This window comes from Vibrio sp. STUT-A16, assembly GCF_026000495.1.
GTDB classification, from domain to species: domain Bacteria; phylum Pseudomonadota; class Gammaproteobacteria; order Enterobacterales; family Vibrionaceae; genus Vibrio; species Vibrio diabolicus.
In genome coordinates this window covers 119756-145973 of the sequence record NZ_AP026766.1, presented here as the reverse complement: position 1 = coordinate 145973, position 26218 = coordinate 119756, and the positions used below count along the sequence as shown (strand labels likewise).

Sequence of the window (26218 nt, the reverse complement as noted above, 5' to 3'; positions counted from 1 at the left end):
AAGTTGAGGAGTTTGATAGAGTAAACATTACTCTATCTGTTTACTTTTAAGTAATCACTTAAGTCACATTGACTACTTACGGAATCCCCATGGGATTGAAATTCAAACTTTCTGATGGGATTGGTGGCTTCGCAGATTAAATTAGACATATTTACTCTTTCCTTCACACCGATGACGTGATGCCTGAAAATTCCTTTCCAAATAACAACCTTTTGATTAGCAACGGTTGTGGTCACTTCTACGCTGCATATTGTTTGAAATAGACCATCGAAAATACTTAGAACTTTGTTCCTTTTTCTGAAAACAGGATCAAACTTGAATTCCCCATTTGTATTAGTGGTGAAGCTACGTTCGAAAGAACGATTTGCTGACCGAATATTAAGTACTACATTTGCATTTTTTATGGGAGTATCGTTCTTCGTAATACGTCCTTTTATACTTGGTGTAAATTCTTGAGCTTCCTTACCAAAAAATAAAAAGCCAACAGCAAAAGCAGAAATCAGTACGAGTATGAGTAAAGCTGCAAATTGTTCTAAGAACAGAAAAACATTGTTGATCATAGCTTATAAATCAGTAGTCAGTGAATACACCTCGAATTGTTGCGTATTGTCTTGAGTGACTATAGCGAGTATCTAAATCGGTGAGACATAATTCACGATTTTTTAGAAGTTTTGGAGGATAGAGTGACCTAGCCAATCTTTGTTTTGAATAAGAAGCACTGCGATATTCACTGATATAGCCAATATCGCATGTATATCGAAAATCATTTAAACGTCTAAGAGACTAGAGTCAGCTTTTAGCTAGGAGGGAGTTAAGCTCGGCTTTTGGCGAGTAGCAGGTCGACCTTTCCTTTTGCTGTTTTACTAACCGTTTGCATCAACTGAAAACTTGGCTTAACGATACCTGAGTTTTCTAATCCTTCGACCATTAAGAGCCAAAGCTTGGCCGTCATTTGTGCATCGGCTAGTGCACGGTGGAAAATACCGTCGTTGTCGATATTTTTATAGCGAACAAGTTCACCTAGTTTGTGTGATGGGGCATCTTGAATGAGCCGTCTTGCCACCAGTAAGGAGCAAGCAAACTCACACGAATAACCACAGTTGATTCGTTCAAGTTCTGCATCTAAAAATCGTTTATCGAATGAAGCGTTATGAGCGATAAGGTTCTCGCCATCAATGAACTCACTAAATGACGCCATTACCTCTTCGCAGCTTGGTGCCGAACGCAACATATTGTTGGTAATGCCGGTATAGTTCTCAATGAAAGAGCTCACTCTGAAACCGGGATTCATGAGTTGCTGAAAACTATCAACAATCTCGCCATCGACTAACTTTACCGCACCAATTTCTATTGCACGGTCACCCAAAGTAGGAGAGAGTCCAGTGGTTTCAAAGTCGAGTACGACGACAGAGTTTGCTTGAGGCATAAAATTTTCCAACTGAGTAATATTGCGCAAGAGTATTATCGAAAGCGACAGAAAAAGAAAGGTGAACCAATTGGTATATCTTTGTCGATGTAGATTCCAAAAAATCGACGCTACGTAATCAATATGAGAGTTTTATAACACGTTATTGGCGATACTTCATGTATTCTTAATTGAAGCGAAGAAGAGGATTTATCAATGTCAAAAAGCTCCAAGCTTCACAATGAAGACAAATTGGTTAAGAAGGCACTAGAGATTGGTGGGAAGATGGCGAAACTACAAGGCTTTGACCTTCCACAGTCACCACAACCTCTGAGAGTAAAAGCGATTTACCTATTCTTGGTCGATGCAAAACAGATAACGCCACTACCGGAAAGTAAGCTAGACGGCGCAAGCATCAAACACCGACTGGCAGTATGGATACACAGTGCATTGCCAGACAACGACCCTCTAAAGTAGAAAACTCAAGAAGTCACATAGGTCATTACTTAACACAGGCCATTAATTAACAAGGCGAGCCAAATGGTTCGCCTTGTTTGATCTTGGCGAGTGCACCGAGGTCTTTTTGCGTGGCGGTATCATTGATTTACAAAACAGAATCAAAAGGACTAAAGATAAATCCCGAGAAGCGCTACAATGCAGGCGTTGCGAGAGTGCAACCAAGATTACTCATTTACAGAAGCCTTGAAGTAACCATACATGTCTAAAGATTTCGAATTCACTACAGAATACATACTCGACAAACCTTTCTTTGCTGAGTGTTATGATCAAACTAGCCAACCAACGAAGTTTCCACAGGCGTACCTAAAAGGGATGCTGTTTCTTATCTTTGGTGTGGTTTTATTGGAGTTTGAACTGCTACCTAACGGTTATGTCGGTTGGTTCTTTATCGTATTGAGTGTGATTGAAGCGTGCAGCGTTTACTTCAAAAGAACTTGGTGGCTGAGGCGTCAAACCATCAGCTCAAGTCGCGGCAGTAAAGTGGCTTTTGAAGTGAATGCAGATGGCGTGCGCTACAAAAGTGGTAAAGTTGACCGCAGCCTCGCTTGGAATGATATCGACCAACTCGAACAAACTGATTTGGGCTTTATCCTTCACCTTGGTAAACAACGCCAATACATCAGCAAATCTTGCTTAAACGAAGAAGTGATCGCGTTTATGGTAGAGCAGCACGCGGCATCAAAAGCGAGCTAACAAATTCACATCAAGCTGGAGTGAGCGATCTAAAAAGTAGGTGATATATGATCGAACATCATAACAAGTGCTTGGTTGATTCTGAATCAACTGGGTTTGATGTACAAAACTAATAGGGTTTAGAGATTTCTCTTTCGGACAAACTGCTTCGGTGTCATGCGCGCAATCTGCTTACACTCTCTAGTCATGTGTGCTTGATCGGAAAAACCTTGCTCCAGCGCCAACTCCGATAAAGTAAGATCGGGTTGCGCTCGGAGTTGCTCTAAAGTGTGCTTCACTCGTTTAATGCGTTGGTAATGTTTAGGAGTAATCCCCAACCATTTCTGAAAATTGCGCTCTCTCTGGCGCTGACTGAGCGTCCCTGTAGGCTGGTCAATGATGTGGCCGACGTACTGTGGTTCATATTCCTCAATCAGTGCTTGAACCCAACGATACAAAGTAGAAATCCTTGCAGACGGCGAACGCGCTGTTTTCAGAGACTCAAATGTTGCTAGCGCAGAAGAAGCCAAAGGGTGGTCATCTTGAATCCGCAATAGCTGTTCTAGGCGTTTACCAAATAGTTGATAACCAACTGCAGGATGAAAGCGTACGCCAGTCATCACCGCACCTGGCGGTAGGCAGACTTGATGTGCCAGAATGCTCACAGGTAGTAGGACAATCCCCGGCGCCTGCCATTCACCATCCATTTGCACTTCATTCTGTAAAATGAATACCACACCTGTACCAGCATCACTGAGTAATTGTTTACGTACGGTTTGCGTCGTATCAGGTTTGACGGATGCTGACCAAATGGCTTGAACATAGCCAGCTAAAGCCCTTTGAGGTTTTAAAATATCAAATTCTAAGTTCAAATGAATCATCCTATTTAACCTCAACTTAAATGAGAAAGTGATACACATGAACTTTTCATCATATTAAGCTGAGGAATAAGCAGTGACTTATAAGTAAAAACTGTCAGATAGAATTATCTAGGCTTATAGTCTCCAACCTTTGGCTTAAATGCCTTAACTATTCGGTTCCAACTATTGATCGCGTTGATCGCAATTGTTAGATTGACCATAACTTCTTCTCCGAAGGTATTCAAGGTCAGCTGATAGGTATCATCATCTACTGGTAGGCCAGCAGTTAGTAATTCAGCCCAGCCTAGTGCAACGTGTTCTGCATCGCTGTAGAATGGCATATCTTTCCACGCACTAAGCCCCCATATGCGTTCCGGCTTTTCACCTAACTTAAGCGCATCTTTACTATGCATGTCGATACAAAATGCACATTGATTGATTTGCGATATGCGTAACTTAACCAGTTCCCATATGATCATGTTCATGGTTTCTGATTGGCTAAATTGTTCATGGAAGTAAGCTTCCTGAGCGTATAGGATTTCTATTGCCTTTGGCGCTACTTCAATATAGTTGAGTCGTTTTTTCATGGTCATTCTCCTCTGTTTTTCACATAATAAGAAACGCTCTTAGCAAAAGATTGAAGATTTTCGACATGCTCTCAATAAAGTTAGATAAAGGAGTGAACGAAGAAAGCGAAAAAGGATGTCTATTTGATGCTATGCGTAAACATTCGTATTGTGTGCCTTACACTTTTGCAAGGCGTTACGTGCTTTCTAGAAAAGTCTCAAATTAGCGTACAATTAGCGTTTTGACACAGCGGAAATCATCATGTCCAAAACTGTTCAGCAGCAAATCGGAAACATTGCTCTAGTCGTTGAAAATTACGACGATGCTATCGAATTTTATACTCAAAAACTTCAATTCACTCTGGTTGAAGATACCAACCTAGGAGGTGGTAAACGCTGGGTTCAAGTTTCTCCTCCAAACTCCAATGGTACAAACCTACTTTTAGCTCAAGCGAGTACCCCAGAGCAAACGCATGCAGTAGGAAATCAAACAGGTGGTCGTGTTTTCCTGTTCCTGCAAACTAATGATTTTTGGCGTGACTACGAGTTGATGAAGAAAAATGGTGTTGTATTTAATGAAGAGCCTCGTGTGGAAGAATACGGGACAGTGGTGGTGTTCCAAGATCTCTATGGTAATAAATGGGACTTACTGCAACTGAACTGAGAAACTACACATTACCTGCATAACATAGTGTTCATGAGGAGTTTCCAACAAGCTTTTAAGGTTCTGAGATATTAGTGCTAATTCAAAGGTTCTCAGAAGTCACAATATTTCTAAATCACTTTTGTGCAAACAATAACTAGCCATCATTCCTTCTTGATGTATCAACAAATGTTAGGGCGGCACACCAAAAACAAAAAGGCGAACCAAACGGTTCGCCTTTGTCTATTTAGATGCTACCAAAAATTAATCTTCGTAGTTATCGATGCTTGGGCACGAGCAGATTAGGTTACGGTCGCCGTATACGTTATCTACGCGGTTTACCGTTGGCCAGTACTTCCAAGATTTGGTTGCTTTAGAAGGAAAGCAGCCAAGCTCTCGAGAGTAAGGACGGTCCCACTCTTCAGCAGAAAGATCAACTTGTGTGTGTGGCGCGTTAACAAGTGGGTTGTTATCTAGTGGCCATTCACCGTTTTTCACTTTTTCCATTTCTTCGCGGATAGCGATCATCGCATCACAGAAGCGGTCTAGCTCTTCTAGATCTTCCGATTCCGTTGGCTCAACCATTAGCGTGCCCGCCACAGGGAACGACATAGTTGGTGCGTGGAAACCGTAGTCCATTAGACGCTTCGCAATGTCTTCTTCGCTGATGCCTGTTTCTTCTTTCAGTGGACGAATGTCGATAATACATTCGTGCGCTACACGACCATTTTTGCCACGGTAAAGAACAGGGTAGTGTTGGCGAAGTGTTTCCATCACGTAGTTTGCGTTCAGAATTGCTACTTTTGTTGCATCTGTTAGGCCTGCTTCGCCCATCATTGCGATGTAAGCCCAAGAGATAGGTAGGATAGAAGCGCTACCCATATCTGCTGCTGATACTGCAAAATCTTCGCCTTCTACGCCGTCTTCAATATGGCCTGGTAGGAAAGGCGCTAGGTGAGATTTCACACCGATAGGACCCATACCCGGACCGCCACCACCATGTGGGATACAGAAGGTTTTGTGTAGGTTTAGGTGAGAAACGTCTGAACCGATGAAGCCTGGTGATGTTAGACCAACCTGCGCGTTCATATTAGCGCCGTCTAGGTAAACCTGACCGCCGGCGGCATGAACCATTTCACACACTTCTTTCACTTTCTCTTCGTAAACGCCGTGCGTAGAAGGGTAAGTGATCATAATGCTTGATAGGTTGTCTTTGTGCTTCTCGATTTTCGCTGCTAGGTCATCGATGTCGATGTTGCCTTCTTCATCACACTTAACAACCACAACTTTCATTGACACCATAGACGCCGTTGCAGGGTTTGTACCGTGAGCAGAGCTCGGGATCAAACATACGTTGCGGTGACCTTCGCCACGGCTTTCGTGGTAGCGTTGAATCGCGATAAGACCTGCATACTCACCCGATGCACCAGAGTTTGGCTGAAGTGAGAATGCGTCGTAGCCTGTGATCTCACAAAGCTTCTCTTTTAGATCTTTCGCTAGTGCTGCATAGCCTGCCGCTTGTTCTGCTGGCGCGAATGGGTGGATAGAACCAAACTCAGGCCAAGTGATTGGGATCATCTCTGCTGCTGCGTTCAGCTTCATCGTACAGCTGCCTAGTGGGATCATGCCATGCGTTAGCGAGAAGTCTTTGTTCTCTAGCTGTTTCAGGTAACGCATCATTTGCGTTTCGCTATGGTGCGTATTGAATACAGGGTGAGTCAGGTATTCTGTTGTGCGGCGTAGCGTTTCTGGAATTGCCGCAAACTCGTTGCCTGCGATTTCCGTCGATAGTGCTGCTACGTCTTCTTTTACACCAAAGACTGAAAATAGTGCTTCTACATCAGCGACCGTGGTTGTTTCGTCACAGCTAATACCTAGCTTGCCAGGTAGTAGACGTAGGTTGATGTCTGCTGAAAGTGCTTTTGCGTAAAGCTCTTCTGTTTTTGAACCTGTGTTGATGGTGATGGTATCGAAGAAGCTGTTATGAGCAAGTTCAAAGCCGCCTTTGGTTAGGCCAGCGGCGATAATCGCAGTCATATGGTGTGTACGGCGAGCAATAGTGCGTAGACCTTCTGCGCCGTGGTAAACCGCGTAGAAAGACGCCATGTTCGCTAGCAATGCTTGAGCGGTACAGATGTTCGATGTCGCTTTTTCGCGGCGGATATGCTGCTCACGAGTTTGCATTGCCATGCGCAGTGCTTGGTTACCGTTGGTATCGATAGAAACACCTATAACACGACCTGGCATGGTACGCTTGTGTTTGTCACGCGTTGCCATGAATGCCGCGTGTGGACCGCCGTAACCCATAGGAACGCCGAAACGTTGTGCAGAGCCAATTGCTACGTCTGCGCCCATTTCACCAGCAGGTTTCAATAGGGTAGAAGCAAGCAGGTCAGTCGCAACAGTGACAAGCGTTTTGTTTGCTTGCGCTTTTGCGATGATGTCCGTTAGGTCACGAACTTCACCTGTTGTGCTTGGGTATTGAACTAATGCACCGAACACGTCTTGCTCTGGTAGGGATTCTAGCGAACCAACCAGAACTTCAAAGCCGATGAATTTTGCACGAGTTTTTACTACTTCTAGCGTTTGTGGGTGAACATCGTCAGCCACAAAGAATACGTTGCTCTTGCTCTTACCTGCGCGCTTACACAGAGTCATTGCTTCTGCTGCCGCTGTTGCTTCGTCTAGCAATGAGGCGTTCGCGATTTCCATACCAGTTAGGTCGATGATCATTTGTTGGAAGTTCAAAAGTGCTTCCAAGCGACCTTGAGAGATTTCAGGTTGGTAAGGTGTGTAAGCGGTATACCAGCCAGGGTTTTCTAGCACGTTACGTAGAATGACGTTTGGAGTAAACGTGTTGTAGTAGCCCTGGCCAATGAATGTACGTTTAATTTGGTTTTGTTTAGCAAACTGCTTCATCGTCACTAGCATGTCTGCTTCGCTTTTCGCTTCTGCCAACGTCATTGGTTGCTCTAGGCGAATTTGTGCAGGCACAGTTTCTTCGATGAGGGCGTCAAGGCTTACCGCGTTGATGGCATCCAACATTTTTTGTTGGTCTGATTTGCTTGGTCCGTTGTGGCGTCCAACGAACTCATTTTGTGTGCTGAGGCTTTGAAGTAATTCAGTCATTGTCCTTTACCTACTCCTTGGCTCGGGTAACGGAAATGGTCGTTAGTGACACATTTAATTATACGTCCGAACCTAGAAAAAAAGCTGCTCTCTAAACAGGCTAGGGAACAGCTTTCGTCACATCCTAATTACTCTTCTTCGATAGAGTTTAGGTATTCTTCCGCGTCTTTTAAGTCATCCAACTCAGATGGGTTTGAAAGCTTCACTTTCACAATCCAACCACCTTCGTACGGTTCTTCGTTGATTAGCTCTGGGCTGTCTTCTAGTTCTTCGTTGATTTCTACGATTTCACCGGTAACAGGAGAGTAGATATCTGACGCTGCTTTTACAGACTCAACCAAAGAGAAGCTTTCACCTGCTTCTACTTCATCTTCTACGTCTGGTAGGTCAACGAATACTACGTCACCCAACATTTCTTGCGCATGCTCAGAAATACCAAGTGTTACTGTGCCGTCACCGTTGTCACGTACCCACTCGTGGCTATCTGTAAACTTCAGTGTTTTGTCCATTGCTTAATCTCCAAATAACTTGTCAGGAATTATTGTGATTTTTAAAAAATCGTTTATTGGTAAAGAGGGAAGCGACTGCAAAGTTCTTTTACTTCTTTGCGAACGCGTTTTTCAACGTCTGCGTCACCTTCTGGGTTGTTCACCAAACCATCCAGTACGTCACCAATCCAATTACCGATGAGTTTGAATTCTTCAGCGCCAAAGCCGCGGCTTGTACCCGCAGGCGTTCCTAAACGGATGCCCGATGTAATCATAGGCTTCTCTGTATCGAATGGGATGCCATTTTTGTTACATGTGATCCCAGCACGTTCTAGAGCTTCTTCTGCTTTGTTGCCTTTCAAGCCCTTAGGGCGAAGGTCAACCAGCATTAGGTGTGTATCTGTGCCACCAGTTACGATGTCGCAACCGCGAGTTTGCAATACTTCCGCTAGGACTTTTGCGTTATTGATCACCGAATCAATATAAGTTTTAAATTCAGGGCCAAGCGCTTCTCCAAATGCAACCGCTTTTGCTGCGATAACGTGCATCAGTGGGCCGCCTTGTAGGCCAGGGAATACGGCCGAGTTGATTTTCTTAATGATGTCTTCGTGGTTAGTCAGGATCATACCGCCGCGAGGGCCACGCAATGTTTTGTGTGTTGTGGTTGTCACAACATGCGCATGTGGCAATGGGCTAGGGTGTGCACCTGTTGCGATAAGGCCAGCAATGTGCGCCATATCGACCATAAGAATTGCGCCAACTTCGTCAGCGATTTCACGGAACTTAGCAAAATCGATAACGCGTGGAATAGCACTGCCACCCGCGATGATCATCTTTGGTTTGTGCTCTACTGCAAGTGCACGAACGTCGTCGTAGTTGATTTCTAGTGTTTCGCGATCAACGCCGTATTGAACTGCGTTAAACCATTTACCAGAAAGTGCTGGGCGTGCACCGTGTGTTAGGTGGCCACCAGCGTCCAAAGACATGCCAAGAATGGTGTCACCTGGTTGAAGAAGAGCCAGTTTCACCGCACCATTTGCTTGAGCGCCTGAGTGAGGTTGAACGTTTGCGTATTCGCAATTAAAAAGTTTTTTCGCGCGTTCGATAGCAATGGCTTCCACTGTATCTACGTGCTCACAACCACCGTAGTAACGACGACCTGGATAACCTTCAGCGTATTTGTTTGTTAGGCATGTGCCTTGAGCTTGCATTACCGCTTTAGAAACAATGTTCTCAGAAGCGATAAGTTCGATTTGTTCGTTTTGGCGAGCGGATTCCGCCTGAATTCCAGCAAAGACAGCATCATCTGTCGCAGAGAGGTTGGTAGAGAAAAAGTTTTCCAAGCTGTGGTTAGGGTAACTCTTATTCATGGTAGTTGACCTTCCAAATCTTAAAATGAACCCGCAATAGATGAATTATGATTTGCGGTTGTGGTTCATTTGTCCTCAAAACAGCTGAACTGCATAGCAGAACAGAGTGAACATCCGGCCCTAAATGTGGGCAAAAACTCCGTCGGATTGCGTGTTTCCTTTACCAATCTCTTACGGAAATATGCATCTCTACATCTAACAAGTTGGTAACATAGCGCCTGCGGCGGGAACAATCAACCAAAAATTTCCTATAGGAAACAAGATTTCAAAATTTGTTAACAAGAGCACGGTTTAATTCACTTGGTGGACTTTTATCCACTATGTGCTTCATGCACAATGCTAGTAGGACAAAAATAAGGATATCTATAGAGGGATTTATGGCAGAAAGTATTTACGATGAATACCCATCGATGACGTTAGCGAAAGAGCAAAATGATCAAAATATCGAGCCATTAAAGCTGGGTCAGCGTATCAAGGATATCCGCTCAAAACTTGGTATTACACTAGAAGAAGCCAGTCAGCGAACAGGGCTTGCTCGTTCTACACTGAGTAAAATAGAAAATGAGCAGATTTCTCCGACATTTCAAGCAATGCAAAAATTGGCGCTTGGCTTACAAATTGATATGCCGCAACTATTTGAGCCACCTAGAAAAAAGGTTGCGACAGGGCGTAGGGATGTTACCAAGAAGAATGAAGGCAAACCACACCCAACGCAAACCTATGAACATGAACTGCTCGCTACTCAACTTTCCAATAAGAAAATGATGCCGTTTAAGAGCCAAATTCGTGCTCGCAGTTTTGATGAATACAAAGACTGGGTTCGTCATGATGGCGAAGAATTTCTGCTTATCTTATCTGGTGAGGTCATGTTCTATTCTGAGTTCTACGAACCTGTTGTTCTAAGCGAGGGCGACAGCGTCTATTACGATGCGAACATGGGACATATGTTGACCAGTGTTAGCGAGGAAGATGCGCACATTTTGTGGGTGACAGCCAAATAGTGATAAATAATTGTAAATTTCCTATAGTGAAGGCAAACGATTGCTGTCGGTGGTCGTTATGATGAAAAGGCGCTTTTTTGATGAGAACACACTCATTAAAGCGCTTTTTTTGTACGATTTGTTGTGATTAAAATGTTAAGAGTCACACTTTTGCAAGTCGATCTACGTCTTGTTCGTGCAAAATAGAATGAGCCGTGTTTATTATTGGAAACACATCGAATGCCGATAGCATTCTCGGGTCTATCTAAATGGAGACGAAAATGACTCAAGAACTACTGAAAACACCACTACACGCACTTCACGTTGAAGTTGGTGCCAAAATGGTCCCGTTCGCGGGTTACGATATGCCTGTTCAGTATCCTCTAGGCGTAAAAAAGGAACACTTACACACTCGTGATGCGGCAGGTCTGTTTGATGTTTCTCATATGGGACAACTTCGCCTAATTGGTGACGGTGCAGCTGCGTTCCTAGAAACATTAGTGCCAGTAGATATTGTGGATCTTGAGTCTGGTAAACAGCGTTATGCGTTCTTCACTAATGAAGAGGGCGGCATCATGGATGACTTGATGGTAGCGAACCTAGGCGATCATCTTTTTGTGGTTGTGAACGCGGCATGCAAAGAACAAGACATTGCACACCTACAAGCGCATTTGCCATCTGGTGTTGAGCTAGACATTATCGAAGACCGTGCTCTGCTTGCGATCCAAGGTCCTAAAGCAGCGGCTGTATTGGCACGTTTTGCCCCAGAAGTTTCTGACATGCTGTTCATGGATATTCGTAAAGTCGATATTTTAGGCGCCGAATGCATTGTTTCTCGTAGTGGCTACACTGGCGAAGATGGTTACGAGATCTCGGTTCCTGCTGACAAGGCAGAAGAACTCGCACGTAAACTGACCGCGGAAGAGGAAGTTGAATGGATTGGCCTTGGTGCTCGTGATTCACTTCGTCTCGAGTGTGGTCTTTGCCTATACGGTCATGACCTAGACACAACAACTACACCTGTAGAAGCAAGCTTGTTATGGGGCATCCAAAAGGTTCGTCGTATCGGCGGTGAACGTGAAGGTGGTTTCCCAGGTGCGGATATTATTCTTAAGCAGATCGAGACCAAAGATGTGGCGCGCAAGCGTGTCGGTTTAGTTGGCCAAACTAAAGCACCAGTACGTGAAGGCGCGGAATTGTTTGATGCTGATGGCGTTAAAATTGGCGTTGTAACCAGCGGCACTGCGGGTCCAAATGCAGGTAAGCCTGTCTCAATGGGTTATGTGCGTGCTGATCTTGCTGCGATTGGTACCGAATTGTTCGCTGAAGTACGCGGAAAAATGCTACCAATGACGGTTGAGAAAATGCCGTTTGTACCGCAACGTTACTACCGCGGTTAGGTTACTCATTATTGTCATTCTTCGCGTATTCGCGAGGCAAGAAACAAGCAAAAATGCCGAGCTTTCTAGCTCGGCATTTTTATGTATATCGGCTTTATATATACGCTTGGAAGTTATCGTAGTTTCTGCAGCCTTATCCGACCGCTTTGTCTATTGTACAACACATGTCGATAACGATATCTTCAAGTTTTTCCGGATGAATCATGTCTTCTTTTGCAATCCCAAACTGAGACGCCATGATCGTATTGAACAGCTCCCAATGTTTGATCAGCATTTTTTCGCGATTATCAGCGATGTCAGGCCATGTCTCTTGCATCATCGGAGTAAGACTGATTGCACCATGTGCAAAAATCAACATCTGCCACTTTGATTCCCACTGATCAAATTGGGCGTTAGGGTTTTCACTGTTGTACTGCTCAAAAATTCCGGTAAATATCGCAGCAAACTCATCTTTTGACTTTAAGAAATACTGCAGCAGGGCACCATCATCGCCTTGGCGAATAGCATCAGCGATCATCTGTACAGGGTGAGGGTTAACGAGCGCAAATGCCAACATGCGAACCATGAACAGATAAATTTTTCTATTCGAAGGTGTGTTCTCAGGCATCTCATTGATTAATTCAGCCATATAGCACTGCATGAATTCATCCATCGCGTCGCTAACCGCTTGCCAAATCTTCTCTTTGCTGCCGAAGTGGTGACGGATCAAACTATGTGAAACACCAGCCTTTTCACTGATATTGCGCAGTGAGACACGCTCGTAACCAAGTTCACAAAACATATCTGCTGCCACCTTAAGGATCAGACACTTAGTTTGTTCTGCGGCTTCAGCACTTCTACGCCCCTGCTTTCTTTCATTCATAGTTCGAATTTTCCCGAATATTAATCAACGCGCTTACTTTTACCAGAAACCGGACGCTTTGACTAATTAATTTGCTTTCCGCCTGGAAAATATGTTGATCAATTTCAAATTCTGCATATACTGCACGACTGTGTAATATATAAAACCTACGGAGAAAGCGGGTGCGAAAACAATATTTAAAGCGCACTTTAGTTGGTGCTGTGGTGACATTAAGTCTCTCTGGCATGCTAACTGGGTGTAACAAAGCCATTTCCGAGCCGTCTGAACCTTTAATCAAACCTGTAAAATTACTGGCGGTGAAAGATCTAGAAGTTGAAGACTCGCATGCCTTTTTAGCGCGTATTGATGCGACACATCGCGCACAGCTTTCTTTTCAGGTTGGTGGTGAGGTCGATGAATTACTTGTTCGCATGGGCCAAGAGGTAAAAAAAGGTGAAGTGCTTGCAACGTTAGACCCTAAAGATCTTCAGCTTGCGTTAGACGCCTCTCAAGCTCAGTTCGCGTTAGCAAAAACGCAATGGGAGCGCGCGAAAAACCTTTATGGAAAAAAGCTGATTAGTACAGATGAGTACGACCAGAAAGAAACTCAATATAAAGCGGCATTGGCAAACCACGAACAAGCCAAAACAGATTTGAGTTATACCAAGATTCACGCGCCTTTTGATGGCATCGTGTCATACACCTATGTCAACCCGTTTCAAGTGGTCGCAGAGAAGCAAGAGATCCTGAATCTTATCGATAACACGACCTTAGATGTGTCGTTCACACTGCCAGTCAGTTATGCGGAATCCGTATCACTTGAGTCACTGCAAAACTCCGATATGTGGGTGACGATGGATAGCGAGCCAGGAAAACGTATCCCTGGAAAATTTAAAGAAATTTCGACTCAGCCAAATGTCGATACCAACAGTTATGAGGCGATCGTAACTATAACTCGACCAGAAGATCGCAATTTGCTAACAGGTATGACGGGGCAGGTACACATAGCTAAACAACATCTATCGGACGCGATGACGTTGCCTCAATCCGCTTGGGTAAACAAAAAAGAGACGCAAGGCGAAGTGTGGGTAATGGACAGAAACACACAGCAAGTTAATAAAGTCACTGTGTCTCTTGATGCCTCTGGAGGTGTGAAAGCAGGGCTTGATAACAATGATTACGTTGTTGTTGCTGGCGTTGAGCGACTGGTCGAAGGACAAGTCGTGAAAGCTTGGGTTCGTGAGGGAGGCATTTAATGAAACGATCTCTATTTACGATCTCTGCAATTGCGCTTGCAGTTTTAACGGGTTGCAAAAATGAAAACCAAGCTGTCGTCGAGCAGCCGCTTTTTGTATCGACTATCTCTGTGGATGCGCCGGTACAAAGCCAATATCGAGCTTTTAAAGGAATAGTTGTACCAGCAGAGCAAACGCCTATGGCATTCCGCCGCGCGGGAGAAATTCAACACGTGTTGGTGAAAGCAGGCGACGTTGTTAAGCAAGGCCAAATGATCGCAAAGCTGGATGACAGCAAAGAAAAGCAAGCCGTAAATGACGCAGAAGCGCAATATACACTGGCGATTCGTCAGCTCAAACGCGGCGAAGACCTACACGCTCGTCAGATGATCTCAAAAGCCGAGCTTGATGAGCTAACGGCTAATAAAGAGTTGGCAGAGGCTAATTTCTATAACGCCACCAATCAATTGAACTACACCCGTTTATTTGCCCCGTTCGTCGGTAAAGTGTCTGACGTTTTCAAAGAGCGTTTTGAACGTGTGGCAGTTGGAGAGCCAGTGTTGAACCTATATCAAAACGATTTGGTGTACGTGCGTATTGAGCTTTCCGACAATGTTCTCGCTATGGTGGACCCAAATTCAGACAACATGAGCTACAAACCTAGAGCAACTTTCTCCGGCATTAATGACACATTTGCTTTGGACTATTTAGAGCACACAAGTGAGCCTAATTCCGAAACTCAAACTTACGAAATGTATTTGACGATGCCACAGCCAAAAGCAGAGATTCTACCGGGAACCAGCGTCAGTGTTCTGGTCGATATGGTGAAAGCGGGGATTACCTCCATAGATGGTTACAGTATTCCAGTGACGGCGCTTCAAGCGGGCAGCGAAGAGAATGAGTTCTTTGTATGGAAAAAAGAGGGTGACGTTGTCACTCGGGTGCCTGTGATGATTTCCCAAGTGAATGGCAACGGAGCCATTGTGTCGTCAGGAGTTAAGCAAGGCGACGTTCTGATTAATTCAAACCTACGTAAATTACGTGAAGGTAAACATGTGGATGTTGTGGAGAATAAACAATAATGAACATTGCTGAGTACTCAATAAAAAATAAAGTCATCAGCTGGTTGTTCATTATTATCCTTGCTGTTGGTGGTCTAACGTCGTTTTTGGAGCTTGGACGACTAGAAGACCCGGCATTTACGATTAAAGATGCCATGATCATTTCAACATACCCTGGCGCGACGTCGAAAGAGGTTGAAGAAGAGCTGACGTATCCTTTAGAAAAAGAGATTCGAAAACTCCCTTATATAGACAAAATTACCTCTACGTCTTCTGATGGTATGTCTCAAATCACGGTCAGTATGGAAATGGACTATGGTCCTGATGAACTGCCGCAAATTTGGGATGAAATGCGCCGTAAAATTAATGACTTGCGACCAACTTTGCCTCAGGGCGTACAATCTTTGCAGATCATTGATGATTTCGGTGACGTTTATGGCGTGATGTTAATGCTCACTGGTGACGATTACGACTATGTGGAGCTAAAACGCTATGCTGATTACCTGACTCGTGAAATCGAGCTGGTTGATGGCGTAGGAAAAGTGGATATCACGGGCGATCAACAAGAAATGCTGTTTGTTGAGATCTCTCTTGACCGCCTTGCCGCGCTGAACTTAGACATGAACGTGGTTGCGAGCTTGTTGAACCAACAAAACAATGTGGTTTCAGCAGGGGAAGTGATGGTCAATGGCGAAAGCCTTGTCATTCGTCCAAGTGGTACCTTAAACACCGTAGAAGCGCTAGAAAACTTGATCATTCATGGTCGTGACACTGGGAACCTAATTCGTCTAAAAGACGTAGCAACGATTTCTCGTGGTATCCAAGAGAAGCCAAGCAACGTCGTACTCTTTAACGGTCAAAAAGCAATTAATATCGGTATCTCGTTTGCGTCAGGTGTGAACGTGGTTGAGGTTGGCGAACGTTTGGATGCGGAGCTTGCGAGCCTTGAGTCTATCAAGCCTGCAGGCATCGATATGAACTACTTTTACAACCAAGCCAATGAAGTGGATGAGTCCGTTAAAGCGTTTGTGATTAGCCTAGCAGAGGCAGTGGCGATCGTTATCATCGTTCTGCTGTTTACGATGGGCTTACGCAGTGGTGTCATCATTGGCGTCGTGCTGTTATTGACGGTGTTCGGTACCTTCATATTGATGAATTACAACAATATCGAGCTGCACCGTATTTCTCTTGGCGCGTTAATTATTGCTCTGGGTATGCTGGTTGATAACGCGATTGTGGTCGTGGAAGGCATCTTGGTTGGCCTAAAAAAAGGGCGCACTAAAGTTCAAGCGGCCGTCGATATTGTAAAGCAAACACAATGGCCTTTGCTTGGCGCAACCATCATTGCGATTACGGCTTTTGCACCTATCGGTTTGTCGCAAGATGCAACGGGTGAATTCATGGGCTCTCTATTCTGGGTGCTGTGTTTCTCACTATTTTTGAGCTGGATTACCGCTATTACGCTGACGCCATTCCTCGCAGATCTATTGTTGAAAGAAGAGGACAAGGGCCAAGATACTAACGAAGAGGATCCCTACAAAGGTTGGCTGTTTGTTGTATTTGGCGCATCGTTGAAATTCGCACTGCGATTCCGTTGGCTAACGGTTGCTGGCATGGTCGCGCTATTAGTGGGTGCTGTCGTGGCATTTGGTAATGTAAAACAGCAGTTCTTCCCACCATCGAACACGCCGATGTTTTACGTTGATATGTGGATGCCAGAAGGTACGGACATCCGCGAAACGATCAAAAAAGCTGAAGACGTCGAAAGCTACATTCGTCAGCAAGATGATATTGACTTTGTTTCTGCTTCAATTGGGCAGGGTTTGCAGCGTTTCGCTCTGACTTACCAGCCAGAGAAAAGCTACGAAGCGTACGCCCAGTTCCAAGTTCGCGCCACTGATCGTGAGAGCATGTTCGGTTTGTTGCACAAGTTAGACGCTAACCTTGCGAAGACGTTTGATGCACCGACATTTCAATTTAAATTGATGGAATTTGGCCCTTCACCAGCGTCTAAGATCGAAGCGCGTATTACTGGTCCCGATCCGCAAGTTTTACGTGATTTAGCGGTGCAAGTTGAAGACATCCTTCATACCGACCCTGGTGCCCGAAACATTCGTCACGATTGGCGAGAGCGTACTAAGGAGCTTGTGCCTGTTTTCAATGAGTCTAAAGCTCGTCGCTTGGGCATTTCGAAAGAAGATCTTTCAAGCACACTACAAATGGCGTTTGGTGGTAGCACGTTGGGTTACTTACGCGATGGTACACACACTTTGCCAATTATGACGCGCCTTCCTGAAGAAGAACGCGTGGACTTTGAATCACTACAAAACGTGACCATTTGGAGCCCATCACTGCAAACGTATATTCCGGTCGACCAAGTGATTGATGGCGTTAAATTGGATTGGAGCGAGCCGCTAATTCAGCGTCGTGACCGCAAGCGCACGTTAACTGTGCTCGCTGACCACGATGTGTTGAGCGACGACACGGCGGCAAGCTTGTTTGCGCGTGTGCAGCCTAAAGTGATGGCACTGCATATTCCAGAAGGTTACGAAATCACATGGGGGGGTGAGTATGAATCATCGAAAGATGCGCAAGAAGGTCTGTTTGGTTCGTTGCCGATGGGTTACTTGTTGATGTTCATCATTACTATTTTGCTGTTTAACTCAATTAAAAAGCCGTTGGTCATTTGGTTCACCGTGCCGTTGGCGATCATTGGTGTTGCTTTTGGTTTGCTTACCACAAATATGCCGTTCAGCTTTACAGCATTCCTTGGTTTGCTGAGCCTAAGTGGCATGATTTTGAAAAACGGTATTGTGTTGCTTGATCAAATTAACCTTGAGTTGGAGTCAGGGAAAGAGCCTTACCTCGCGATTGTCGATAGTGCGATCAGTCGTGTTCGTCCGGTAAGTATGGCTGCTCTGACGACCATCTTGGGGATGATTCCACTCGTCTTCGATGCCTTCTTTGGATCGATGGCAATAACGATTATGGCAGGTCTTGGTTTTGCTACAGTACTGACACTGATTGTAGTGCCAGTAATGTTTGCGATTCTGTTTAGGGTAAAACCGACCACTGCATAGGGACTCCTGGCTGTTTGCCAGCTTCCTGCCTAGCCCTGAAGGTTTTCTTCAGGGCTTTTTTGATCTTACCAATGTACAGCAATCCATTCATTTACTTGATTCTAATGATTTTCTTACGAATGCAATGCAAATCATGCGTATACTGATGGAACGATACATCAAAGAGCGAGATAACATGAACAAGCGCGTATTACACGGACTCTTCTTCGTCGGTTCTTTCACCTTGGTCGGCTGTACTACGACAGACAGTATGACTACAGAAGAGGCTAAGCAAGCCATTCCTAAAATCAACAGCGTTAGCACTGAAGTCATCTCCAACTGGATTGATAGCAAGGTTTTAGCGCCTGAAGGGCTTTCACTCGAACAAGACAATCTACGTTATATATCGGGTAGCGCCGACTTAAACAGCGATGGCAATGCAGAACACATTGTATTGCTACAAGACCGTTATTTCTGTGGCAGCGGTGGTTGTGCAGCTTATATGTTTGATAATGAGGGGAATGTTATCAATCGAATGTCTGTCACTCGCACGCCTATTGTACTAGCCGACAGTTACAGCAATGGCTGGCAAGATTTCATCGTTTGGAGTAATGGCTCATATCGACTCATGAGTTACAACGGTGAATCTTACCCGAGTAACCCTTCTTTGGAGCCAAAGGTGGATCGTGACTCAAACCAGCAGGCGGCAATTGCGAATGTAATGGCGACAGAGCTTTATCAGCAAGATGGCTATGACATTATGCCCGCTGATTCGAAAACTTTGTGGACGCCGGCCAATGTATACCACTTCACCTTTAAACATTACGGTGATCCGCATAGTACTTATAAAGCTACCGTGGATATGAACAGTGGGGAAGTAGACATTGTTGCCGTTCCGGCTGCGGAATAAAAAACACCTCCCTTAACCGGAATTAAAGGGAGGTGCTGAATGCCAAATTCGAGGGTGGCATTGTTAAGCGGTGTAATTCTGTTTATGCCGCGACTTCTTGTTTGGCTTCTGCTTTGCTTTTTAAGAAAGCGTAAGTAAAGCCAGTTACTGCTGTACCAGCTGCGATAGCCACTAAGTACATTAACACTGGTGAAATGGCGTTAGGGATTAACAGTACGAACAGACCGCCGTGTGGTGCCATTAATTTTGCACCGAACAGCATTGATAGGGCACCAGTAAGCGCGCCACCTGCCATACAAGATGGAATCACACGCATTGGATCTTTCGCGGCAAATGGAATAGCACCTTCAGAGATGAAACACAGGCCCAATACAAATGATGCTTTACCAGCCTCACGTTCATTTTGTTCAAATTTGTTCTTCGCAATGAAGGTCGCTAAACCCATACCTAGCGCAGGAACCATACCAGCAGCCATGATTGCTGCCATTGGCGCGTAAGTTTGCGAAGCCAATAGACCGACGCCAAATGCGTAAGCGGCTTTATTTACTGGGCCACCTAGGTCGAAACACATCATCGCACCAAGGATAATACCTAGCAGAACTGCACTGTCAGATCCCATGTTGTTTAGGAAGTCAGTCAGGCCGTTCATGATGCCTGAAACTGGGCCACCTACGATGTAGATCATCACAAGGCCAGTGAACAGTGTTGCCACAAATGGAATGATCAGAATTGGTTTAAGCGCTTCCATCGATTGTGGGAGTTTTACTTTGTCCGCAAGGAGCTTCGCCGCGTAACCGGCAATGAAGCCAGCTGCGATACCTCCTAGGAAACCAGCACCCGTTGAACTTGCTAGCATACCGCCAACAAGACCAGGAGCCAGACCCGGACGGTCAGCAATTGAGAACGCGATGTAACCCGCAAGAACAGGAATCATCAATGCGAATGCAGAGCCACCACCAATGTTCATCAACGCTGCTGCTAGCGTGCCTTCTTCTTTAAATGCTTCAATACCAAACACGAACGATAGAGCGATGATCAAACCACCAGCGACAACCACAGGCAGCATGTGCGATACCCCTGTCATCAAGTGTTTGTAAGCGCCTTTCTTCTCGTCTGCTGCCGAAGCAGAATTTGCAGAACCTGAATGTTGGTAAATCGTGGCTTGCTCGAATGCTTTGTCCATCTCTTCGGCTGTTTTCTTCAGAGCTGGGCCTGTTTTCGTGCGGTACATCTTTTTGCCGTTGAAGCGATCAAGTGGCACTTCGATATCGGCAGCAATGATCACTAGATCAGCGTCTGCGATGTCTTGATCTGTCAGTTGGTTTTTCGCACCAACTGAACCACGAGTTTCCACCTTGATTTGATGGCCACGGCGTTTGCCTTCTTCTTCTAGCGCTTCTGCTGCCATAAAGGTATGCGCAACGCCAGTAGGACAAGCGGTGATTGCGACAATTTTCTTCGCTGCTGATGTTGCTTCTGGAGTGATAGGGGCTGCAAGTGTGGTTGCTTTTTCAAGTAAAGTGGCGTTTTCAACCGCTTGCTGGAGAAACGCAGTTGCGTCTTTTGCTACTTCGCTGATTTCCGCTTGGTAAACCTTTTTCCCTACGAAACGAGAAGTATCCACGCTAGTATTTGCCGCAATGATAATGACTTCTGCTTTTTCAACGTCAGTTTCCGTCAGCAGTGTAGGTTCAACCACACTTGATTGACATTCGATTTTTGCATTCCAGGTTAATTTTGCGGCTGCTTGTTCTAGTAACCCTGCCGCAAGGATGCTATTTGCAACACCGCTCGGACAGGCAGTAATAATGGCAATATTCATACGATAACCTTCTGTTCCTTAGTTTTGTTCTAAGTTTGTAATAGGGTAAAGCTCGCTAACTTCAGTTTGCTGCTTGATGTTCTCCAGTTCTTCCTGACTGGTTAGCCCTACGCCGACTTGACTAACTGCCAAGGCAGAAAGTGCTGTAGCGAAGCGCAATAAATCGTTTTTCGGCATCAGTTGCATGTGACCCCAACACAAGCCAGCAACTAGCGTATCGCCAGCGCCAACGGTGCTTACTACATTCATTCGAGGGGGTTGTGCACGAAGCCATTTACCTTGGTTTAGCCACATCACACCGTCAGCGCCCATCGACACAACAATGTTCTCGATGCCTTTGTCACTCAGTGTTTGCGCGGCGGCTTGGCATTGTTCTGGTGTTTCTAGGTGTTCGCCAACAAAATCACCAAGTTCTTCATCGTTAGGCTTAATCAACCATGGGTGAGCCTCAATACCTGATTTCAATGCGGCTTTACTGCTGTCGAACAACACCTTTTTGCCTTGTTGATGCAGTGCTTTTATCCACGCAGCACATTGTTCGGCGGTTACGCCACCAGGTAAGCTACCCGCAAGCACAAAGTAATCGTGAGTCTCTGCGAGACGGAATAGCGTCTCCTCAAAGCGAGCAATTTCGTCAGCCGTTACTTGAACACCAGGGAAGTTAATGTCACTAACGTTGCCACTAGCCTCAACGAGCTTGACGTTGATACGAGTGGCACCTTGTACTTCTACAAACTCATTCTTAACGCCGATGTCATTGAAAAGCTGATGGAATAGCTCAGGGTTATCTTTACCAAGAAAGCCAGTAACCGTGACATCTGCGCCTAAATCGCTCAACACTTTTGCTACGTTGACACCTTTACCTGCAGCATGGAGATTGCTTTGCTGCACTAGGCTCACGGAACCAACGTTTAGCTCATTTACTGAACCTGTTAAATCTAATGCCGGGTTGAGCGTAATAGTGACAACTTTACTTGTTTTGTTCGTCATATCGGCTCCTTAACCTTCACCAAGGCCAGAAGCGATAGCATTCCCGATAGACTCCAAGGCTTGCGGTGCATCAGGGCCTTCCGCAGTAAATTGAAGTTGGTGACCGTGCTTAACGCCAAGCGCAATGACTTTCATTAGGCTCTTCGCGTTTACTGTTTTGCCATCACCGTCTAGGTTGGCAACGCGAATGGTGGATTCAAATTTTTTCGCTTCCGCCACTAACATTGCACCCGGACGAGCATGTAAACCATGAGAGTTTTTGATTTTAAATACAGCGGTATTGCCTTCTTCTGAGGATGCGGCTGTGACTTCTTCACCTTTAAACAAAGCAAGAATCTGTTCTACTGATGCATCTAAAAGCTTGCCGTGCTCATTGTTAAACACGATATTAGAAAGCGTTTTTAGGATAGGCTGGTGAGCATTGTTACATGCCGCAAACGCGACAAGTGCACGCACTTTTTGACCTTCATATTCGCAGTCGTTTGCCGTCGAGACAAATGACACGCCTGTGCGAGTTACATGTTTGTCACTGCCAATTAACCAAAGGCCATTACCTAAGTGAGTTGGTGTTTTGGTAACGAGATCTGCGACGAACTCGTTATCAGCACAGCCCGTGTTTTTCAAAAGACCACCAGCAACAGCACTCATTTGTAGCATATCGCTCGCAGGGAACATAAGTTGAATTAAAGAAGCGTCAAAGTCTGCTTCAAGCTGAACATCACCGTGGAGCAGGGCAATAATCTCGTCTTCATTTTTTGCATTACGTAGGCGTTCTTCTACGCCGTCAGCGCCTAGCACTTTCGTTAGCTGTTTAAGAATGCCAAGGTGCTCATCAGATTTAGCTGCAATGCCGATAGCGACGAATACCGTGTTACCATCACCCCAGTCGACACCTTGTGGAAAGTGATGCACAGCAACACCCGTTGTTTTCACCATTGAGCGAGTGTCAGTCGTGCCGTGCGGGATGGCAATACCGTTCCCCAAAAACGTAGAGTTTTGGTTTTCACGGTTTAGCATGCCTTCCACATAACCTTGTTCAACAAGGCCCTTGTCTGTCAGGCTTTGCGCAATATTCTTGATTGCTGCAAACTTATCTGTCGCTGATTGCGAGAGGGTAATGTCGTTCTTATTTAGCTTAAGCATGGTGCTTCTCCAGCCTTAAGGTATCAATTCAAAAATGTATTCTGTGTGAGAAGTTGAACGCTGCTTCTGCTGAGCGCTTATCACTCCTCAAACCTTTCTATCTTTCAAGCTAAATCGATTCAGCTTGTTGGCAAATTTTTTAAAAGACTCAGAAAAACTGTTTTAAAAACTGACGTTAACAAACGAGCCTTTACCGCTGTCCTATAGCCTAGCTCACAAATTGGTTTGTTGTGTATTCAGGTGATTTACGTCAATTTTTAAGTTTTGCTGAATCCTTTCAGCTTTTATACTGAATCGGTTCAGCTTATAATTCAACTTATCGAAAGATCGCTGATGTATTAATATGATCGCGCGCACAGAATAAGGTTTAGAATATGACACTGGATGAAATAGCCAAATTAGCAGGCGTTTCTAAGACAACTGCAAGCTATGTGATTAACGGAAAAGCGCAGAAATACCGCATCAGCGAGAAGACTCAGAAGAAAGTGATGGCCGTTGTAGAGGAATACAATTATAAGCCAGATCATGCGGCGTCTTCTTTGCGAGCAGGTAATTCACGCTCATTTGGGCTTATCATCCCAGACTTAGAAAACACCAGTTATGCGCGTCTTGCAAAACTGATTGAACAAAACTCGCGTAAAGCGGGGTACCAAATTTTAATTGGCTGCTCTGATGATGATCCTGATACAGAGCAAAAGGTGGCGGAAGCGTTAGTCAGTCGTCGCATTGATGCGTTATTTGTGGCAAGTGGTATGCCCACTGCAAACGAGTATTATCTTAAGTTGCAAAATTCTGGTACGCCAGTTATCGCGCTAGACCGCCCAATGGATGATGAGCACTTTTGTTGTGTCATCAGCGAAGATTTTGACGCCGCACTTGAACTCACTCAGTCAGTACTGTCCGAGGATATAAAGTCCATAGGCTTGATTGGAGCGTTGCAAGACCTTCAAGTTTCAAAAGAGCGTGAGCTCGGTTTTCTATCCGCTTCTCAACAAGGTGGCAAAACGGCAACAGTGGGTTATGGACAACACTTCTCCCGAGAAGAAGGCAAGAAAGTCTTAGAGAGATGGCTAGCAGAGAACGAGCTGCCAGATGCCATTGTCACAACGTCATACACACTGTTAGAAGGTGTGTTGGATGTGATGCTCGAAAAGCCAGAACTCATGAGCAAAGTTCGCCTAGCGACATTTGGTGATAATCGACTGCTGGACTTCTTGCCTGTGAAAATCAATTCTTTGCCTCAACAGTTTGAGTTGATCGCGGACAGCGCAATGGAGTTAGCACTCAACGCTTCCGCCAAGCGTTATAAACCGGGTGTTGAGTTGATTCCACGTAAAATTGTTAAACGTCACTAAACAGGTTACTCAAAGCTTTACTTCAGCCGTCAGCGCCACAAATGCGTGGTCGCTGGCGTTTTTATCTCTGTCATAAATCGGGTTGATCAGATGTTGGTTAGACACCTGATAATCAACAACCTCGGCAACCGATATATCTGATAAGGTGTCAAACTCTTGAGAGAGCAAGATATAGTCGAGCACATTCCCAGTGGAAAAATGATAATGCGTAGCGGGGCGTTCATCCTTCAGAGCGTCACTTTGTAATGACCATCCATCTTTGAGTTGCAATTCAGTGACGCTGTCACCAGCATTGGATACCAATGCGCTATTAACACTGGTTGGAGTGATAGGTTGATTCATATCACCCATTAACACCGTTGGCATTGGCTCCTTTCTATACCTTTTTTGCATCGCGTCTCTTAACATCGCAGCTTCCCAACCTCTTTGCTGGGTGGATAACCAGCGCCCAATAATCGTGCTAGACGTTTCTGGTTGTTCTGAGTCGGCTGGGCGTTGAGATTTTAGGTGCGTCACGTAAACGGCGACATGACCGAGTACAGGATGTATGACTTGGGCATAGATAGGTTTGCGACTGAACTCTGGAGCAACACTTACTCCAAAAGGCTCAAGCGTTGCTAAGTCAAACTCTACCGCTTGTACTTTTTCTATTGGAAACCGAGATGCGATTGCCACAATAGGGCTTGAGTAAATGTACTCATCCTCTACATGTGGGGTGTCAACGGTCGCAAAGTAGGGGTAGCCGATGGTTGAAAAGAATGCGCGAGTTTGCTCAATACTGAACACCTCTTGTAAGCCAATCACGTCAGCTTCCAGTTTTTCAACTTGACGTTGCGTCCAATCAAGTTTGTCTTGCCATTGCTCTAACGAGTAGATGTTTTCGAAATCATAGTAGGCATCAGGAGGTGCGACAAAATTAAACAAGTTAGCCGTGACAAAGGTAATTCTGCTTGGTTGAGACAAAGTATTCGCTCTTTTCAACAATAACTTGAAGAGTATATACCTTCAGACTGCGTAATTGCAGCTTCGTTTGAGCCAAGCCTCGACATACAAGCTAACGAGTAGCAAGTTAAATGGGTTAAGAGGTGCTCAAATGCCAAGGCTAATCAGTGATTGAGCATCGGCAGAGGTTTCTATTTTTAAGCATTGCGTTTAAACTTCAGGGCATCAAATAGTAAGAGTAAGTAACATGACCCAAGATTACGACCACGAAGAGTATTTAGAAGGCGAAGAGATTGAGATCGAAGCGATTGGCATCGACGTTGATGCGCATCCGATCGAACTGTACAAGCTTTTTAAAATCGCGAACTTGGTCAGCGGTGGCGGCGAAGCAAAGCATATCATCGAAGAAGGTTACGTCGCGGTGAATGGTGAACTAGAAACACGTAAGCGCCGCAAGATGTATGATGGTGACTTTTTTGAGTTTAACCAGGAATATTATGTTGTGGTTTGCGATGCGCCAGTAACTGAACCTGAAACGGCAGAGCAAAAAGCGGAAAAGAAAGCGAAGAAAGAAGCGCAATCTGCACGTAAAGAGAAATCTCGCCAAAGCAAGCCAGCTAAAGGCTCTGGACCTAAGTCAACAGGCCGAAAAGCAGCGCATAAAGAGCGCAAAGCACAACAAAACTCGCTGTCGCAATCGGCGAAGAAAGGTAAGAAAGCTGAAAAGCCGCAAGCGACTCGCGATCCGAAGAGTGGGCGTAACTCTATTGACTTTTTCTAAGCAAATTAATATCTAGCTAGGCAGGTCATCGCCAAGCAAAACCAAAA

Annotated in this window: 23 protein-coding genes; 11 read left to right on the top strand and 12 right to left on the bottom strand. The window is 45.1% G+C overall.

All coding sequences use genetic code 11. The features are described from left to right. Window positions 1-32 precede the first annotated feature (32 nt). On the bottom strand, window positions 33-560 hold the full coding sequence (locus OO778_RS17315) for a carboxypeptidase-like regulatory domain-containing protein (RefSeq protein WP_074190625.1): 528 nt from the start codon (window positions 558-560) through the stop codon (window positions 33-35). A gap of 251 nt (window positions 561-811) precedes the next feature. Next, a complete protein-coding gene (locus OO778_RS17310; RefSeq protein WP_074190626.1) occupies window positions 812-1426 on the bottom strand; it encodes a 3'-5' exonuclease in 615 nt (204 codons plus the stop codon). 195 nt (window positions 1427-1621) lie between these two features. Here OO778_RS17310 and OO778_RS17305 point away from each other — a divergent pair, with 195 nt between their 5' ends. Next, complete coding sequence (locus tag OO778_RS17305; protein ID WP_005376453.1) at window positions 1622-1882, top strand: DUF5062 family protein; 261 nt, start codon at window positions 1622-1624, stop codon at window positions 1880-1882. A gap of 240 nt (window positions 1883-2122) precedes the next feature. Beyond that, window positions 2123-2617 (top strand): YcxB family protein, encoded by a 495-nt coding sequence (locus tag OO778_RS17300; RefSeq protein WP_074190627.1) that lies wholly within the window; start codon window positions 2123-2125, stop codon window positions 2615-2617. 119 nt (window positions 2618-2736) lie between these two features. On the opposite strand, the gene OO778_RS17295 is transcribed toward OO778_RS17300, so the two are convergent. Next, window positions 2737-3477: a helix-turn-helix domain-containing protein gene (locus tag OO778_RS17295; protein ID WP_207545964.1), complete on the bottom strand. Its 741-nt coding sequence runs from the start codon at window positions 3475-3477 to the stop codon at window positions 2737-2739. Between the two features lie 104 nt (window positions 3478-3581). Beyond that, window positions 3582-4043, bottom strand: a complete 462-nt coding sequence (locus OO778_RS17290) for a carboxymuconolactone decarboxylase family protein (protein ID WP_074190628.1) — start codon at window positions 4041-4043, stop codon at window positions 3582-3584. A 241-nt stretch (window positions 4044-4284) separates the two neighbouring features. Here OO778_RS17290 and OO778_RS17285 point away from each other — a divergent pair, with 241 nt between their 5' ends. Next, on the top strand, window positions 4285-4686 hold the full coding sequence (locus OO778_RS17285) for a VOC family protein (RefSeq protein WP_006742276.1): 402 nt from the start codon (window positions 4285-4287) through the stop codon (window positions 4684-4686). 243 nt (window positions 4687-4929) lie between these two features. Here the strand turns inward: OO778_RS17285 and gcvP are convergent, their stop codons facing one another. The 3 genes from gcvP to OO778_RS17270 form a co-directional block, all read right to left on the bottom strand. Beyond that, window positions 4930-7794, bottom strand: a complete 2865-nt coding sequence (gene gcvP / locus OO778_RS17280) for an aminomethyl-transferring glycine dehydrogenase (protein ID WP_264912266.1) — start codon at window positions 7792-7794, stop codon at window positions 4930-4932. A 128-nt stretch (window positions 7795-7922) separates the two neighbouring features. Beyond that, window positions 7923-8303 carry a glycine cleavage system protein GcvH gene (gene gcvH, locus OO778_RS17275; RefSeq protein WP_046876056.1) on the bottom strand — a complete coding sequence of 127 codons (381 nt, stop codon included), beginning with the start codon at window positions 8301-8303 and terminating at the stop codon, window positions 7923-7925. A 53-nt stretch (window positions 8304-8356) separates the two neighbouring features. Continuing rightward, window positions 8357-9652: a serine hydroxymethyltransferase gene (locus tag OO778_RS17270; protein ID WP_005395177.1), complete on the bottom strand. Its 1296-nt coding sequence runs from the start codon at window positions 9650-9652 to the stop codon at window positions 8357-8359. A gap of 377 nt (window positions 9653-10029) precedes the next feature. Between OO778_RS17270 and OO778_RS17265 the strand changes: the two genes are divergently transcribed. After that, window positions 10030-10653 (top strand): XRE family transcriptional regulator, encoded by a 624-nt coding sequence (locus tag OO778_RS17265; protein ID WP_005395176.1) that lies wholly within the window; start codon window positions 10030-10032, stop codon window positions 10651-10653. Between the two features lie 260 nt (window positions 10654-10913). Next, entirely contained in the window at window positions 10914-12032 is a 1119-nt protein-coding gene (gene gcvT, locus OO778_RS17260; RefSeq protein WP_065646281.1) for a glycine cleavage system aminomethyltransferase GcvT, read from the top strand. A gap of 133 nt (window positions 12033-12165) precedes the next feature. Here the strand turns inward: gcvT and vdeR are convergent, their stop codons facing one another. Then, a complete protein-coding gene (gene vdeR / locus OO778_RS17255) occupies window positions 12166-12894 on the bottom strand; it encodes an efflux transporter transcriptional repressor VdeR (RefSeq protein WP_006742273.1) in 729 nt (242 codons plus the stop codon). Between the two features lie 161 nt (window positions 12895-13055). Between vdeR and OO778_RS17250 the strand changes: the two genes are divergently transcribed. The 4 genes from OO778_RS17250 to OO778_RS17235 all read left to right on the top strand — a co-directional run bounded on the left by OO778_RS17250 (window position 13056) and on the right by OO778_RS17235 (window position 19138). Further along, window positions 13056-14129 carry an efflux RND transporter periplasmic adaptor subunit gene (locus OO778_RS17250; RefSeq protein ID WP_258647889.1) on the top strand — a complete coding sequence of 358 codons (1074 nt, stop codon included), beginning with the start codon at window positions 13056-13058 and terminating at the stop codon, window positions 14127-14129. Further along, on the top strand, window positions 14129-15190 hold the full coding sequence (locus OO778_RS17245) for an efflux RND transporter periplasmic adaptor subunit (RefSeq protein WP_264912265.1): 1062 nt from the start codon (window positions 14129-14131) through the stop codon (window positions 15188-15190). The genes OO778_RS17250 and OO778_RS17245 overlap by 1 nt, the downstream gene beginning before the upstream one ends. After that, window positions 15190-18249 (top strand): efflux RND transporter permease subunit, encoded by a 3060-nt coding sequence (locus tag OO778_RS17240; protein ID WP_264912264.1) that lies wholly within the window; start codon window positions 15190-15192, stop codon window positions 18247-18249. Before OO778_RS17245 ends, OO778_RS17240 begins: the two co-directional genes overlap by 1 nt. 175 nt (window positions 18250-18424) lie before the next feature. Continuing rightward, entirely contained in the window at window positions 18425-19138 is a 714-nt protein-coding gene (locus tag OO778_RS17235; RefSeq protein WP_104970828.1) for a hypothetical protein, read from the top strand. Window positions 19139-19220: 82 nt separating this feature from the next. Here the strand turns inward: OO778_RS17235 and fruA are convergent, their stop codons facing one another. Genes fruA through fruB form a run of 3 tightly spaced genes read right to left on the bottom strand, consistent with a single transcriptional unit; the run spans window position 19221 to window position 23093 of the window. After that, window positions 19221-20960, bottom strand: a complete 1740-nt coding sequence (gene fruA, locus OO778_RS17230) for a PTS fructose transporter subunit IIBC (RefSeq protein ID WP_005397982.1) — start codon at window positions 20958-20960, stop codon at window positions 19221-19223. 18 nt (window positions 20961-20978) lie between these two features. Next, on the bottom strand, window positions 20979-21950 hold the full coding sequence (gene pfkB, locus OO778_RS17225; protein ID WP_104972548.1) for a 1-phosphofructokinase: 972 nt from the start codon (window positions 21948-21950) through the stop codon (window positions 20979-20981). 9 nt (window positions 21951-21959) lie between these two features. Further along, window positions 21960-23093: a fused PTS fructose transporter subunit IIA/HPr protein gene (gene fruB, locus OO778_RS17220; protein ID WP_005397987.1), complete on the bottom strand. Its 1134-nt coding sequence runs from the start codon at window positions 23091-23093 to the stop codon at window positions 21960-21962. 374 nt (window positions 23094-23467) lie between these two features. Here fruB and cra point away from each other — a divergent pair, with 374 nt between their 5' ends. Further along, window positions 23468-24448: a catabolite repressor/activator gene (gene cra / locus OO778_RS17215; protein WP_005397989.1), complete on the top strand. Its 981-nt coding sequence runs from the start codon at window positions 23468-23470 to the stop codon at window positions 24446-24448. A gap of 9 nt (window positions 24449-24457) precedes the next feature. On the opposite strand, the gene OO778_RS17210 is transcribed toward cra, so the two are convergent. After that, window positions 24458-25411 (bottom strand): endonuclease/exonuclease/phosphatase family protein, encoded by a 954-nt coding sequence (locus OO778_RS17210; RefSeq protein WP_005397991.1) that lies wholly within the window; start codon window positions 25409-25411, stop codon window positions 24458-24460. A 226-nt stretch (window positions 25412-25637) separates the two neighbouring features. On the opposite strand from OO778_RS17210, the gene OO778_RS17205 reads away from it, so the two are divergent. Beyond that, a complete protein-coding gene (locus tag OO778_RS17205) occupies window positions 25638-26171 on the top strand; it encodes an RNA-binding S4 domain-containing protein (RefSeq protein ID WP_005397993.1) in 534 nt (177 codons plus the stop codon). Window positions 26172-26218 lie beyond the last annotated feature (47 nt).